This is a genomic window from Pedobacter paludisoli (assembly GCF_052344095.1).
Classification (GTDB): domain Bacteria; phylum Bacteroidota; class Bacteroidia; order Sphingobacteriales; family Sphingobacteriaceae; genus Pedobacter.
This window is the reverse complement of sequence record NZ_CP179926.1, coordinates 4,290,440-4,304,768: the sequence shown is the minus strand read 5'-3', so window position 1 is coordinate 4,304,768 and position 14,329 is coordinate 4,290,440. Positions and strand designations below refer to the sequence as shown.

The 14,329-nt window shown below is 35.3% G+C and carries 12 protein-coding genes; 1 reads left to right on the top strand and 11 read right to left on the bottom strand.

The window, feature by feature from the left end; translation table 11 throughout:
* Window positions 1-103: 103 nt before the first annotated feature.
* The 3 genes from hemC to ACJVDK_RS17685 form a co-directional block, all read right to left on the bottom strand.
* The gene (hemC, locus tag ACJVDK_RS17695) at window positions 104-1,684 is read right to left on the bottom strand and encodes a hydroxymethylbilane synthase (RefSeq protein ID WP_443937992.1); all 1,581 of its coding nucleotides are present in this window, start codon (window positions 1,682-1,684) and stop codon (window positions 104-106) included.
* A gap of 247 nt (window positions 1,685-1,931) precedes the next feature.
* Complete coding sequence (hemA, locus tag ACJVDK_RS17690) at window positions 1,932-3,158, bottom strand: glutamyl-tRNA reductase (protein WP_443937991.1); 1,227 nt, start codon at window positions 3,156-3,158, stop codon at window positions 1,932-1,934.
* 277 nt (window positions 3,159-3,435) lie between these two features.
* Window positions 3,436-3,720: a hypothetical protein gene (locus tag ACJVDK_RS17685; RefSeq protein WP_443937990.1), complete on the bottom strand. Its 285-nt coding sequence runs from the start codon at window positions 3,718-3,720 to the stop codon at window positions 3,436-3,438.
* A 66-nt stretch (window positions 3,721-3,786) separates the two neighbouring features.
* Between ACJVDK_RS17685 and ACJVDK_RS17680 the strand changes: the two genes are divergently transcribed.
* Entirely contained in the window at window positions 3,787-4,614 is an 828-nt protein-coding gene (locus tag ACJVDK_RS17680) for an alpha/beta hydrolase family protein (RefSeq protein WP_443937989.1), read from the top strand.
* 130 nt (window positions 4,615-4,744) lie between these two features.
* Here ACJVDK_RS17680 and ACJVDK_RS17675 read toward each other — a convergent pair whose 3' ends face one another.
* The 8 genes from ACJVDK_RS17675 to ACJVDK_RS17640 form a co-directional block, all read right to left on the bottom strand.
* Complete coding sequence (locus ACJVDK_RS17675) at window positions 4,745-6,109, bottom strand: HlyD family efflux transporter periplasmic adaptor subunit (protein ID WP_443937988.1); 1,365 nt, start codon at window positions 6,107-6,109, stop codon at window positions 4,745-4,747.
* A gap of 38 nt (window positions 6,110-6,147) precedes the next feature.
* Window positions 6,148-8,337, bottom strand: coding sequence for a peptidase domain-containing ABC transporter (locus ACJVDK_RS17670; RefSeq protein WP_443937987.1), 2,190 nt, complete (start codon window positions 8,335-8,337; stop codon window positions 6,148-6,150).
* A gap of 488 nt (window positions 8,338-8,825) precedes the next feature.
* On the bottom strand, window positions 8,826-9,467 hold the full coding sequence (locus tag ACJVDK_RS17665) for an FkbM family methyltransferase (protein WP_443937986.1): 642 nt from the start codon (window positions 9,465-9,467) through the stop codon (window positions 8,826-8,828).
* A 17-nt stretch (window positions 9,468-9,484) separates the two neighbouring features.
* Window positions 9,485-10,399: a glycosyltransferase gene (locus ACJVDK_RS17660; RefSeq protein ID WP_443937985.1), complete on the bottom strand. Its 915-nt coding sequence runs from the start codon at window positions 10,397-10,399 to the stop codon at window positions 9,485-9,487.
* The gene (locus ACJVDK_RS17655) at window positions 10,396-11,301 is read right to left on the bottom strand and encodes a glycosyltransferase family 2 protein (protein WP_443937984.1); all 906 of its coding nucleotides are present in this window, start codon (window positions 11,299-11,301) and stop codon (window positions 10,396-10,398) included. The genes ACJVDK_RS17660 and ACJVDK_RS17655 overlap by 4 nt, the downstream gene beginning before the upstream one ends.
* 13 nt (window positions 11,302-11,314) lie before the next feature.
* Window positions 11,315-12,181 (bottom strand): glycosyltransferase family 10 domain-containing protein, encoded by an 867-nt coding sequence (locus ACJVDK_RS17650; protein WP_443937983.1) that lies wholly within the window; start codon window positions 12,179-12,181, stop codon window positions 11,315-11,317.
* Window positions 12,178-12,966 (bottom strand): hypothetical protein, encoded by a 789-nt coding sequence (locus ACJVDK_RS17645; RefSeq protein ID WP_443937982.1) that lies wholly within the window; start codon window positions 12,964-12,966, stop codon window positions 12,178-12,180. Before ACJVDK_RS17645 ends, ACJVDK_RS17650 begins: the two co-directional genes overlap by 4 nt.
* Window positions 12,963-14,219 carry a hypothetical protein gene (locus ACJVDK_RS17640; protein WP_443937981.1) on the bottom strand — a complete coding sequence of 419 codons (1,257 nt, stop codon included), beginning with the start codon at window positions 14,217-14,219 and terminating at the stop codon, window positions 12,963-12,965. The genes ACJVDK_RS17645 and ACJVDK_RS17640 overlap by 4 nt, the downstream gene beginning before the upstream one ends.
* Window positions 14,220-14,329 lie beyond the last annotated feature (110 nt).

The following is a 14,329-nucleotide window of genomic DNA, read 5'->3' as shown; positions in this document are numbered from 1 at the left end:
CGCTTTCCGTTTCAAGTCCTCTCCCGCTGAAAAATAGGGATGCGGGCTTTCCACTTCAATCGGGTTTATGGAACCTTCTTCAGAAGCCCGAAACGAAAAACGCCTATTTTATATCTAAAGCAAACACAGCCTCTACCAAACCAATTTCATCAGGTGAATAGGGTAATGTGTATGGCACATTCATCTCATCGAATTTTTTACCAGTTGAATTACCAATGGCAATTACCTGTTGACCAGGTTCCAATAAATTATCGGTAAAATAAGCATCTACATTTGAAGGGCTTGTAAAAATTAATACATCGGCAAATGATTGCCCAATGTTATCTTCAATTACTGTTTCATAAATAGGTAAATCCACAATTTTTGTAGTGGCGTTTAACCCTTTTTGAATCGATTGCAAGCTATCCAATGCCCGTGGAAACAGAACTTGTTGTCCATCCACCAATTTTGCAAAATCTTCAGCAACCTCCACAATATCCCCACTTGCACCCACAAAATCAGCATAATGTCCGCGTTTACGCAAAGCATCTTCCGAACCTCGTCCAACCACACCAAACTTTGTCTTTTTAGACAATAACGGATTTAAGTTGAAAAAATATTCAACACTATTTCTACTGCTAAAGAACACCCAATCAATGTGTTTTAAAATAAATTGGTCTAAAACATTCACTATTGGAAAAGTACGTATTAACGAACGTCCTTCAACTTCAATTTTGTTGTGTTCTAATGCCTTACGGAAATAACTATGTTCGCCAATTTCGCGCGAAATAAACACCTTTTCGGGGCGTTTACGCTCAGTATTAAACTTGGCAACAATTTTTTCGGCCAAGCCTTCAGTTGTTTCAGAACGTAAAAATAATCGATTTGGAAAATCTTCCGCATCATCCGCTTTTGCGGTCCACACTTCAAACAGTCCATCTTCTTTCTTGCAATAACAACCTAATGGCATGTGGCATCCCCCTTCAAATAGGTTTAGTACTTTACGCTCAACGCCAACCTCTTCAGCAGTATCGGCATTGTTTAGTTTTTGCAGTAGATTAAAAAGCTCAGTATCGCTTTCTCTAATTTGAATACCCAAAGCTCCTTGTGCTGGTGCCGGAATAAATTCAGTAGTGGATAATTCCTCTACATGTAAATCGCTTAAATCTAAACCTAAGCGTTTCACTCCTGCTTTGGCCAACATAATGGCATCGTAATCTTCGTCTCTAAGCTTTTGAATCCTCGTTGGAACGTTGCCACGCAAATCTTCAATGGCTAAATCGGCGCGTAAACCTAACAATTGGGCTTTGCGACGGTTAGATGAAGTACCCACCATGGCTCCTTTCTTCAAGGAAAGCTTTTGCGAAATATCTACACAGTCTTTCAGAATCAACAAGTATTCGGTTGCTTCTTCGCGTGGAGGAATGGCTGCAATAATCAACCCTTCAGGATGTGTAGTAGGCAAATCTTTCAGCGAGTGAACCGCCAAATCGATGGTACCACCCAACAGCTCTTCTTCTAACTCTTTGGTAAAAAATCCTTTACCTTCCAGTTTATCCAATCTTAAATTCAGGATTTTATCGCCCTGCGTTTTAATTATTTTTAATTCTGCTTCTACTCCTATAGCCGCTAATTCATCTTTAATGTAATTGGCTTGCCATAAAGCTAAATCGCTTCCGCGTGTTCCGATGGTTAATTTCTTCACTATACTTTTGAATGATTTGCAAATTTAAATTAATTACGCTGTATCTTATAAAATGTTTAAAAATGAGACAGTAACCTTACAATGCGCCCCCCTTTTTTGACTTCGAGCTCCTCAAACATTCGGCTACTGAATATTGTTCAGGTTTCTAAGCGTGCATAATTAAAAATGAAAATACAGAAATATACTGAACATAAGAACGTTTATTTCAGCAATCTATCTAGAAAAAGAAAAGTATGAAAAGCTATTTTTAAGATTCCTTAACCAATATTTCTTTGGCCATTATCATTGGAACGCTAATGTATTTTTTCTCCATGTAATTCATCACACGTTCTAAAACCTCGCGTGATGCTTCGTCCATTTGAGAAATTTCCTCCGCAAATACGCCATTGATTGCCGTATTTTTAATCTCCTTAATTTTACGAGGCACTTCTTGCATCGCCAATTCAATTTTGCGTTGTTTCAACACTAAAAAGAATTCAGCAATGTTATTTTTAATAATTTCCTCGGCGTGCACCAATTCATTGTAACGCTCTTGAATATTCTTGCGCGCAACTTCTTTTAGCGATTCTACCTCGATATAATGAACTGCATGTTGATGCACCACAGCTGGAGCCACATCGTTTGGTACCGCTAAATCAACAATTACTTTTTTGGAGGTATCGCCATTTAATAATTTGGCATACAATTTTTCTGTAATGATGGGTTCAGTGGCACCAGTACAGGTTACGATGACATCGAAGCCCTCGGTAAAATTTTCCAACGCATCCAAGGTATATGCTTTTCCATTTAGCTCTTGCGCCAAGGTTTCGGCTTTAGCCAACGTGCGGTTGAAAACTGAAAAATTAGAATATTTATGCTTGTTGAGGTATTTTGCAATATTTTGGTTGGTTTCACCAGCGCCAACAATTAAAACGCGCGAATTACCACAAACGTTTAGGGCTCTTAGCTTGCGATACGCCAAGGATACTACTGAAACCGGATTTTTCGAGATATTGGTATGGGTGTATACTTCTTTGGCCGTTTTCACTACACGATCCATAATCATACGCATGTAATCGCCCGTAAAGCCTGCATCGCGGCAGTTTTCGTATGCTTTGCGTATTTGGGCTAAAATTTCCTTTTCGCCCACTACCAAACTTTCCAACGAACAAGAAGTACGTAATAGATGATTGAATGCTTCTTCGTTTTCATAAACAGTAACACTATCTAAGAAACGCTCCACAAATTCGGCGGGCAGGCCCATATCCAAAACGGTTAAAAATTTAGTAACAAATTCTTTGTCCGTTTTTTCTTTTGTTAAGAATACAAATTCAACACGGTTACAGGTACCAATGTAAAAAATTTCGCTCACCGGTAACTGCGATTGTATATTCTTTAGTCTGCTATCTAAACTTTCGTCGCAGATAACCAGCTTACCTAAAGATTTTAAATCTATGTGATGGTGCGTAAAAGCTATAACTTTTAAGTATTCCAATTGCTTCCGTTTATTATCTATTATCGGGATACAAAAGTAATAGGGCAAATGAATCTTCCTGTCATTAACCTGTAATTTAGGTCAATTTAGAACGGTTTTAAATAAAAACAAAACCATGACAAGTCATCTTGAGGAAAAGAAAAACGAATCAGGCGGGAAGAAAAAAAAACAGCACAACGGACTGATACTGTTCTAAAAATCAATTCTTTAAAATCTGAAAAACAGTACAAACGCTTAGTTTTTCATACGCTATTTGTACTGTTTTATTGGCAATAAGCTAGGCATTCTTTTGTTCATCCTTTTTGGTCAAATCGTCCCATTTATCTTCTGCCTTGTCTTTTAGTTCTTCGAATTTTTCTTTCGCATTGTCAAAAGCGTCATCTGCTTTCACTTTCAGCTCAGCTGCCGTTACTTTGGCGTCTTCCCAAGCGTCTTCGGCCTTATCTTTTGTTACATCCCAAGCATCTTCTGCTTTATCTTTCAAGTTCTCAAACTTGTTTTTCAAGTTATCAAAAAATCCGCCTTCTGCTTCTTGTTCTGGTTTTTGGTTTTCGGTAGACATATTTTTTTTATTTTTTATACTAAGTTTGCAAACACTGTACCATTTTAGAATGTTAATACCAAGGTTATGATTCAGCACAGTCAATTTAGCATTAGAGGCGCCAACGATAAATTAATTATCGGAGATATCACTTTCGACGACCAAAACTTAAAAGCCCCTATCATCTTATTTGTGCATGGCTTTAAGGGTTTTAAAGACTGGGGTGCCCATAATTTAGTGTCGCGCTTTTTTGCTAACAATGGTTTTCGGTATATAAAGTTTAACCTTTCACATTCTGGTGTTCCGGTAGAAAACCCAACCGATGTAAGCGACTTAGAAAGTTTTGCCTCAAACACAGTATCAAAGGAATTATACGACTTAAATGCGGTAATCGATTTTATTGAGAAATCGCATGGACGTGCCACGCCCATCTATTTAATTGGCCACAGCCGAGGTGGTGGTTTAGCTATTATTGAGGCTGCAAACGATTTACGCATCGATAAAATTGTGACCTGGAGTTCGATAGCCGATTTCAGTAGCCTTTGGAAAAAGGAACAAGAAGCCAAATGGGAAAAAACCGGGCAAATTTTTGTTACCAATGCCCGCACAAAAGAACAAATGCCTTTAAATAAAAGCTTATTAGAAGATTTTAACGAAAATAAAGAAACCCTAAACATTGTACATGCTGCTAAGCGGATTAACATCCCTTGGTTAATTATTCATGGTGATGACGATGTAAACGTTCCTTTCGATGTTGCGCAGCAACTGGCGGATGCCAATCCGAACAGCCGATTGGTTAAAATTGAAGGGGCCAACCATGTATTTGGTGCTTCGCATCCGTATGAAAGCAATACTTTGCCTCCACTTTTATTTAAAGTGTGCGAAAAATGTTTGGTGTTTTTAAGCGAAGAGTAAGCGAACAAGTTGCATTTATTATAGCCTAGCTTTTTATATCTAATTTTTTATGATCAAATAATGATCATAAAAATACATGTTTCAGCGCTAGATAATTCATAGGAAACGAATACCCTGTTTCATTAGTTTACTATTTACTGTGCATCATTTTAGTTATATTATTAAAGAATCGCTGTAACAAAGAATTTTCTTCTGTTATGATTTCCGCATCTGCCAGCATACCATTTTTTAGAACTATTTTTTGCCCCTTCTCTTTATTTTCAAATTCATCAAAACTTACCTTCGCGATAAATACACTATCCCGAAATGCCGCATCAGAAATGTAGCTCAACTTTCCTCTTATCATTCCATATTGTTCATATGGATAGCTTTGTAGTTTTACCAAGGTGCGCTCTCCGACATGTATTTTCCCCATATTGTATTGCGGAATTTGCAGTTCACCAAAAAAATCGGTGTTGCCTGGATTTACGATAAAAACTTCTTGGCCATTTAGAACATTCTGATTTTCTTGCACAATTCCGGCATAACTTACCTTACCTGAAATAGCAGCACTTAACACATATTGTAGAATCCATGCATTACTTTCGTTTAAGCATTGATTTAAAGCTTGTATAAATTTTGCTTGCTCATCGGCAATTGTGTGCTTCAACTCCAATAGTTCTTTTTCTTTAGTGTGGTATGAAGTTGAATTACTCAGAATTTCTGTCTCAGATTGCTGCAAAGGCGATTTTGCAGCTAAATACTTGTTTTCTTGTTGTGCAAACTCGGCTCTTGATATTACCTTATTTTTGAATAATTTTTGAGCGGCCTTATATTCTACCTCCTCATTACTATACGCTAGTTTTTGAATTGCTTCTTGTTTTAAAATCTGCTGTTTTAAAACCTGTATATCAGCTAAATCTTTTTCCAAAAATGCGAGTCTTTTTAAATAATATCCATTTTTTTGAGTAGATAAATATTGTAGGTATTGCTGATAAAAGCTTTGATAACTCCCTTGTAACTCGCCCAAATTTAATCCGGTTGGAAGCGCTGTTAAATTTTCACTTCCTTTTTGTACACCAATTTGAAATTGCTTTAGTATGTCGTTCACTTTTAATACATCCCAGTGATTTGCTGTACTCTCAAAAAAAGCCAAGGGTTGACTTTGTTTAACTGTTTCTCCATCTTTAACCAATAACCGAACTAGTTTACCCCCTTGCTTGGCTAAAATAGGCTTAGGCGCATTTATAGAGTTTACCTTTAAGCTAGTTTTAACCACATCGGGGTATTCGATTAACGCAGACAGCAGTACGATGCCAAGCAACACAGCAAATATGACTGTTATGCCCCATTTTAAGATCCAAGAGGGTACTGCCGTAATGATTTCTTGCACTTCTTCACTATGTCCCGATACGGCTTCATCGGCTTCTTTATTCGTTGAATAAAGCATTGAATCATCGTGATACCTCTGAACTTCGTTTCGAGCTACACTTTCCTGATCTTGGATTTCTTTCATTTTTAAATTTTCAATTCTATTATTAAAAAGTAAGTGCCTCAATTCCCCAATTCCAGCTGGTTTTTTACCAATTGATAATACTCGCCTTTCCTTTTGGTTAGTTCTGTGTGTGTCCCTTGCTCTATGACAATTCCTTTATCCAATACCACAATATTATCTGCATTTTTAACGGTACTTAGCCGATGCGCAACCACCACTACCGTTCGACCCTTAAAAAAGCTTTCTAGATTTTCCATTATGACTTTTTCGTTGTTCGCATCTAATGCATTGGTCGCTTCATCAAAAAAGATATACTCGGGATCTTTATAAACGGCTCTGGCAATCAGCATACGCTGCTTTTGACCCTGGCTAATGCCATTGCCCGCTGCACCTATTTTGGTATGAAGCCCTAAAGGCAATTCATCTATAAATTCTTGAATATTGGCTACTTTTATCGCATGCTGCAATTTGTCCATATCCGGATATTCATCCGCTACGGCGATGTTGCGGGCTATGGTATCCGAAAAGATAAAACCATCTTGCATAACAATGCCGCACTTACTCCGCCAAAACTTAAATCCTATCTGACCAATATTCGTATTCCCAACTTTAATTTCACCTTTTTGTGGCTCGTAGAAACGAAGCAACAATTTTAAAATAGTGGTTTTCCCACTGCCACTCATTCCAACAATAGCGGTGGTTTTTCCTTCGGGAATAGCAAGATCAATATTTGATAAAACAGGTTCGTTTCCTGCACCTGGATAGGTAAACGTTAACTGGTTTAGTTTTATGCTTTTTTGCGTAGGTAAATCGAACATAAACTGCTTTCCTCTAGGTTCTTCATCTTCCAGCTCATGTATCTCGTTTAAGCGCTCTAAGCTAATTTTTGCATCTTGGAACGCTTGTAGAAAGCCTAAAAGCTGCTCTATTGGACTATTTAATTGACCTACAATATACTGAACAGCCATCATCCCTCCCAAGGTTAATTGCCCATCGACAACAGATTTTGCAACCAAAAATGTAATTAAGATATTCTTTCCTTCATTGATAAAAAATGCAAAGAACTGCTGGTATTGCCCTAAAGCCAAACTTTTGATGCTAAACTTAAATAAGCTCGCTTGTACACGCTCCCACTCCCAACGTTTTTGTTGTTCACAGTTATTCAATTTAATTTCTTGCATGCCCGAAATCAATTGTACTACCGTACTTTGATTTTCGGATGAAGCATCAAAGCGTTTAAAATCGAGCTCTCTTCTTTTCTTTAAAAAAAAGATAACCAAGGTACTATACAAAATGCTACTGACTACATAAATTAAAAAAACGTTCAGGTTGTAATAAGCCAATACAAACGCAAATAGAACCAAATTGAATAATGAAAATATAGTGCTTAATGATGAGCCTGTTAAAAAACTCTGAATACGCCCTTGGTCGCTCATACGTTGCATAATATCACCTGTCATTTTTGTTTCAAAAAAGTTCATGGGTAATTTCATGAGCTTGATTAAGAAATCGGTTAAAATAGAGATATTTATACGAGTAGTCATGTGCAATATGATCCATGAGCGAATAAAATCGACACTCATTCGCCCTAAAAAGAGCATGGTTTGCGCAATTAAAACAATGTAAATGAAATTTAAATTTCGGGTGTTTATACCAATATCGACGACTGATTGTGTTAAAAAAGGTAAAATCAACTGCAATAGACTGCCTACCCCCAGCCCCACAAAAAGTTGTGCTATTAAACCCTTGAATTTTTTCAAATAGCCTAACATGTAGGTTAAATCCAAGCCTTTATCCGGAACACCTCCTTGTAAATAAAATTCGGGGCTTGGGGCTATTGAAAGGGCAATCCCTAAACCTCCGTCGGCATTACGGGTACTTGCCCAAAACTTTATAAATTCATCTTTTTTATATTTTATTAAACCTTTTGCCGGATCTGCTAAATAAAATAGCTTATTTTCTTCAACCCGGTATAGTACTACAAAATGGTTTTGCCGCCAGTGCAATATGCAAGGCATCTCCATTTCCATTAGTTTTTCTATGTTGAGTTTTAGACCGGTAGTTCTAAAGCCAACTTTTTCCGCTGCCTCACTTATGCCCAATAAGGAAACACCAGCCCGGTTAATGCCCGAAATTTCTCGTAAGCGTTGTAAGGTATAATTCCTGCCGTAATATTTTGCAATCATCCGGATGCAGGTAGGCCCGCAATCCATTTGATCGGGTTGTTTATAGAATGGGAAGTTTTTCAAATCAAATTACTTTTATAAAAGTTTATTCTATACTATTTCTAATACTTTGTTTTAATTTCGTAATTCAGGTTATATGTTGCTTTAATATATTCCAAATGGGACTTATCCTCAATTTTAAAAATAGTTTTCGTCTGATATTGCTTACTTTATAATAGTCAATTTGTCTCCTTATATGCTCATCCTGCATCAATGGATTTAATTTTCCTAGCTCAAACTTCACAAACTCCATAAACCGGTCAAATGACCTCCCCCGATTAATCGAAAATTCTAAGGTATAGTTTCGGGCATATTATTGACAGAACTGCCTTATCGGAATATTCTGTGGGGAAGGTGAGACCCGGGATGAATCTTAATACCAATTCAAAATATTTTAAATTAATTGTTTATCTGCGCTTTTGAAAATCTATTCCAAAATCTAGGTTTAAATCAGTTAATACGAATAGCCAACATCCCCTCTTTAATTCTTATTAATCTGGCGTTTATTTTTTTTATTCCATCTCTTCTGAAAGCATGAATATATCATCTTCGCCAACTCGTGCGATTTTTTTATATCCATGGAGTTTAAGGTATTCTGAATTTTCACTGTTTTTGTAGGTATTTTCTGCCGAAATTACTGATATTGAAATCTTATTAAAATCAATTGATTTTAATATTGATAGTTCGCTCCCCTCTGTATCAATACTTAGATAGTCGATATGTTGAACCTTAAAACGTTCAATTACTTCTCCAAACGTTAGACATTCAATCGACAAATTCTCTGAAGTTTCGTTGTGCTTTAACATTTCTCGTTCTATTCTAGAAAGATGACTTTTACTAAATTGGCTAGTTAAGCCGCTAAGCATTTCTAATTTTCCAGGCAAACATAAAAAATCCTCTATTTTTGCTGTAGTTGATATGCAGGTATTGAGCGTATAGCAGTTTCTGTTTTTTACAAGTGATGGATAAATTTTTGGATTGGCTTCAATGCAAATACCCTTCCATCCGCGCTCTTTTTCGAAGAAATAGGTATTACTATACTTAATTCCGTCATGCGCGCCAATCTCTACAAAGTAACCATCTCGTTGTTTATCGAAAATTTCTTGATCTATAATAAAATCCTGACCGTTTTGTGAATAATATGAAATGTTCATACTCTTTGTTTAAGGTTTTACTTTGGGGAAATAATCATCGCGTAGCTTCTGCCTATAAATCTCATAAGATTCGCTACCCATAAACACAGCCATATTTGCATTATTCTATCGAACATATCTAATTCGCCTTTATGGACAATGAGTTTTTTTATTTGTATCATTTTTATAGGCCTAAGATTGTCCATGTGCATTTTGCGAATTTTGTATTTAGGGTAGCCTTCTAATTTCCAAAAATGTAAACTGCCAAAACCGATTCGAAAAGATTTTCTGATAAAGGGGAAAAACTGCTTTGCAGGGTAAAATGAGATAGCAGTGTCAGAGTACCCAACTTTAAATCCTTGCCTCGTAGCGCGCTTTGACCAAATTGCATCGCCACTTGAACGTAACTTTTCATCAAATAGCCCTACAGTATCGAAAACCTCTGCACGAATAAAAGCATTTCCACCAGGAAGCCCTCCCGTTTTTACTGAATTTTCAACATTGACAAAAATTAAGGAGTCCGCTATTTCCGAAACAGTATAGTTGTCAGAAAATTCAAACACAACTCTTCCTGCTACTAAATCTAAGTGATTATTTTTAAGCATTTTTAAGCCTTCTTTAAGCCAGTTTTGAACTGGAAAGCAATTGGAATCAAGTAGAGCTATAATATTTCCCTTTGCTTCATTTATTCCAATGTTTCTACAAGGATATGGACTTTTTGAAGCAGTATATTCAAACAGTTTAACGAAATCATAATCAGTTAAAAATTTTTTTATGGATTTTATTTTTTTTGATCCATTATCAACAACTATAACTTCCAATTGTTCAAGTGGATAATCTTGTATTCTAATACATCGAATACAACGTTTTAATCGTTCTAGGTTATTATATACAGGAATTATTATTGATATAAAATCCTCTTTTGTAAGATTAAGGTTGTCTAATACAATCATTCTTTTGTTGTTTTTTTTAAAATATCGAAAATGGATCGGACATATGCTGTTTCAGAGCCTTCTACTTTGATAGTTTCCAATGTTTTTAAAAATTTATTTTCCCACCCGACAATTGGTTCCGCTACTTCACAAACATAAAGGGACAAGATTTTTTCTATCAAAGTAGTGAATGATAAAATAATATTACTTTTAGATTCAAGATTAAAATCGAGACACCGTTTGTAGTGATCTTCGATCAATCTGCAAGCGGAAAATAATGTTTTCTCAATTTTTGTGGTGCTCAATTTATGTTTATGATAAATACTGTCGGCTATTTCAGATCCAAATACTATTTTTGGTTTCGTTAATAAGGCACGAATATTCAGGTCAATATCCTGTAATCGTTCAAAATTCTCATTCCAGCAGCCAATTCTATTTAAAAACCCCCTGTTCCAAACAACCGAAGAAGTATGCCAAGGAATACGGTGAGCGATAAAGAAGGATAAAAACGTTTGATAATTTGCTATTGGCCGATTAAATTTTCCAGTAATAATCAATCCATCTGAAATTTCTGTACTGAAAACGTACATATCTGAAAGTGGCTTTTCTTTAATTGTTAAGATCCGTTCAGAAATACAATCTGGTTTCAATTCATCATCGGCGTCTAGGAACATGATATTTACAGCAGTACTTTTACGTACACCATAGTTTCTGGCAGCATTTCCTCCTTTTTTATTATTTATAAATACTTTGAATTTTTTATCGAATTGTGTAAATTTTTTATAGATATTAGCAGACTCATCAATTGAATGGTCATCAACAATTATGCACTCCCAATTATTTGCTGTTTGATCTGTAACAGAATTTAAAGCCCTTTCTAAGAATTTGGCATTATTGTGAACTGGTATAACTATGCTAATCATTGGACTAATAGGTTTATAATTGACAATATTTCAACACATCTTTTTCGTGGGCTGTTAGCCAAATCAAATTGATAGGATGTAAGGTAGTTAGCATTCTTGACTTTTGGGTTCTGATATATTTTACTTTTTTGGCCCAAAGGTTATCTTTAATTGATTTCAATATTAATTCAACTGAGGCTTGTGCATTTTTAATATTTATCTTCACAAAGGCTTTTTCGTCAATAAAGGTTTCAATGTTTGTACACCCATCATAGAAACAAAGGCTTTCTGCTATGATTGGGTCTATTATTTTTTCAGTAAAATATCCTGGTTCGAAGGAGTTCTCACAGGCCAAATGATATTTATAAGACCAAAGTCCTAAGTATTTATCCCTAATTGAACCACGGTAGTTTGTAATATGTGAAAAATAAATCTTACTATGTGATTTTCCCCAGATATCCAAACCTTGCTCAATCATTTTATCTAGGTAGTAAACAAACTCTAATCTGGCTTTGTGCCCGTCAAGATAGTTGAGGTCGCTAGTTATCACGGATAATAAATTGTTTTTAACAATAAGGTTTCCATCTCCTCCAAAAACAGATTTTCCATATATCTGACCTGGTAGCCAAGGTAAAGGCAGGTACATTTCTTCGGTTCGTCCAGTAAGGTGACTGACCCTATTTGGTGAATTTGGTGGCTCAGTTAGCATTGTAATACATTTTCCCGGATTATATTCAACCGTGTCCCTATGTGGACTTGTGAAAATAATCATTTTATCATATGAGTCATCTGTTACAAATTCAAGATCTTTCCATCTATATTTTCCAGACAGATATCGGCGTGAAATTAAAGCAAGTAAGCTTTCATCCGTTCTTGCAAAAGTCGTTAGTCTAATTTTCATATTTTATCATGTTGCCACCCTTCTTTCCAGCCAAGCCGGTCTTCAGAATCTATAGATATCAAGAGATTATAAAGATCATCTTCCTTTGGTATCTGAACATTTTTATTAGATTTTATAATTGGGAGCTTTATTTGTTTATAGTTTATTGGATCTCGAGTTGGCAGAGGAGGAAAAGTTAGGTCTAAATCACCTAGTTTATTTAATGTACAGTTTACTGTTTCATAACAAATCCTTGTTGGTTTTACTTTGAGAAACAGAGAATATATTAATTGAAAAATTGAGGAGGTGTAGTATTCATTGACAGTGTAATTTAAGGCATTTAATTTATCCGAAATCCTAATCAAAAGCAGGCACAGACATTCTATATTACAAATAGATCTATAAAAATTATTATGTTTTTTTTTGTTGCTTATTCTTTTATAAAAATAGAGGGCCATATTAACTTCCAAGGCATTCCTATTTGGAAGGGTATCCATACTGTATATGACTTGAAGATAAATTTGATCGTCTAGATCTGATAAGAAATCATGACTGTTCAATCTAAGTACGTCATGCTCGATAAGGAATTCAGTTAACCATCCAAATCTTAATAAAATTGAAAGATTTGAACGCACTGTTAATAACTGAATTTCATCTGTGATTTCATGATATAATACTTCTGAACATTTTTGGAGTACATTATCTTCTAGAGTTCTACCGACTACGAAATAGACGATGCAGAGACTCATTTTTTCTGAAATTGAGGCTATCTTTGTATATTCCGTTTCGTGTGATTCCTTTATCATTTTGAATAGTAATAGGCCGTTTTGGTACGATTTTTTGTTACTGAAATCAGCATTTTTTTGTTTTCAATCAAAGAGGGTTGGAAATAGATTGCTAATAATTTCTCTAAATCAATTCTATTCCCCACAAGGCATATAGGTTGTTGCTCCTGTTGAAATTTTAACATTTTTCCTTTATTCAAATTAAAAAGCTTAATGTCTAAAAGTTTAGAGAACATGGCAAAGAGGAGTGAATCAACCTTCAAAATCTGGGTAAAGGGTACCCTTATACCCCTATATTTTTTTATCGAATTTATGACGCTTTTTAGATTCTTCTCGTTTAAAATGAAACCATAGGTTTGGATAATAAAGAAATCAGCTGATGATGTTGAGAGAAGTTCCTTTAAAAGATTGTCTACATTAATGGTTGGAAAATAAAGGTAGTTAACTTCATGGTTAACAGTTGCAGTTTTTAGCTGTGGTGTATTCCCAGTCTCAAGTATGATGATTTCACAGCGTATAGTTGTTTTTATATGTTTTATGATGATTTTAATAATTCCAAAATCCAAAGCCATGCTTGAATCACAAATTAGAATTACTGCACTATTGGAAAGAGATGTTTTTTTTGATCTATTGGCCCCACACTCTTGAATTTCCAATATAACAGGGTAACTACAGGAATTTTTATCGATGTTTAAAAAATCATCATAAAAAGGCGTACAATAATTATAATTGTTTTTTCTAAAATAGAACGTTGTTTCTGGCGGTATACTTCCTGTATAATGAATTATTTTCCTTTTTTCTGATAATTTTGAATGTGCCCATGAAAAGTCGAGTTCTGAATGCGTTTCTATAAAAACACCTCGTTTAATTGCCGCGAACCAAAGACACCACATGTCAGCACACCAAGGTTGTAACTTAGTTGTTGAAATTGTCCCACTTTTATAGTTAATTAAAGTGCGAAATAAATTTTCACTAATTTCCTCAATTTCCTCCCAGAACTTATGGTCAACGTACTTTAGTATATATTGTGCACCACCTCTACAACCATTGTTCCTTTCAAATACCTTCTTACTAATGTTCAAGGAAGTACACATCCTTCTAGAAAGTTCATTATCCCCAATTCCTTTAAGAAATTTAGTACTTGTGTAAGTTGAAGTGTCAGAACTATACCAATTATTGTCCTTCAACAGCATGTCAAAATTAGGTAATTGTGTGAAAATGATGTCTGAATCATGATAAAAAATTACTTCTTTATCTAGTTCTGGATTTGCCAAAAAGTGCTTTTTTATAATATGAGGCCTTATCGAGGAGGCGTAGTCCGAACATTTTCTTGTGTCTGGATAAATAAAAAAGAGCGCCTGCTTATTTTGTGTTATAAATTCTG

What these genes read in the sequence shown, in the direction of transcription:
- ACJVDK_RS17645 (WP_443937982.1), bottom strand. Translation starts at nt 12,966, where the DNA reads ATGATAAAGGAATCACACGAAACGGAATATACAAAGATAGCCTCAATT.
- ACJVDK_RS17665 (WP_443937986.1), bottom strand. Translation starts at nt 9,467, where the DNA reads ATGAACATTTCATATTATTCACAAAACGGTCAGGATTTTATTATAGAT.
- ACJVDK_RS17655 (WP_443937984.1), bottom strand. Translation starts at nt 11,301, where the DNA reads ATGATTAGCATAGTTATACCAGTTCACAATAATGCCAAATTCTTAGAA.
- ACJVDK_RS17650 (WP_443937983.1), bottom strand. Translation starts at nt 12,181, where the DNA reads ATGAAAATTAGACTAACGACTTTTGCAAGAACGGATGAAAGCTTACTT.
- ACJVDK_RS17680 (WP_443937989.1), top strand. Translation starts at nt 3,787, where the DNA reads ATGATTCAGCACAGTCAATTTAGCATTAGAGGCGCCAACGATAAATTA.
- ACJVDK_RS17675 (WP_443937988.1), bottom strand. Translation starts at nt 6,109, where the DNA reads ATGAAAGAAATCCAAGATCAGGAAAGTGTAGCTCGAAACGAAGTTCAG.
- ACJVDK_RS17685 (WP_443937990.1), bottom strand. Translation starts at nt 3,720, where the DNA reads ATGTCTACCGAAAACCAAAAACCAGAACAAGAAGCAGAAGGCGGATTT.
- ACJVDK_RS17660 (WP_443937985.1), bottom strand. Translation starts at nt 10,399, where the DNA reads ATGATTGTATTAGACAACCTTAATCTTACAAAAGAGGATTTTATATCA.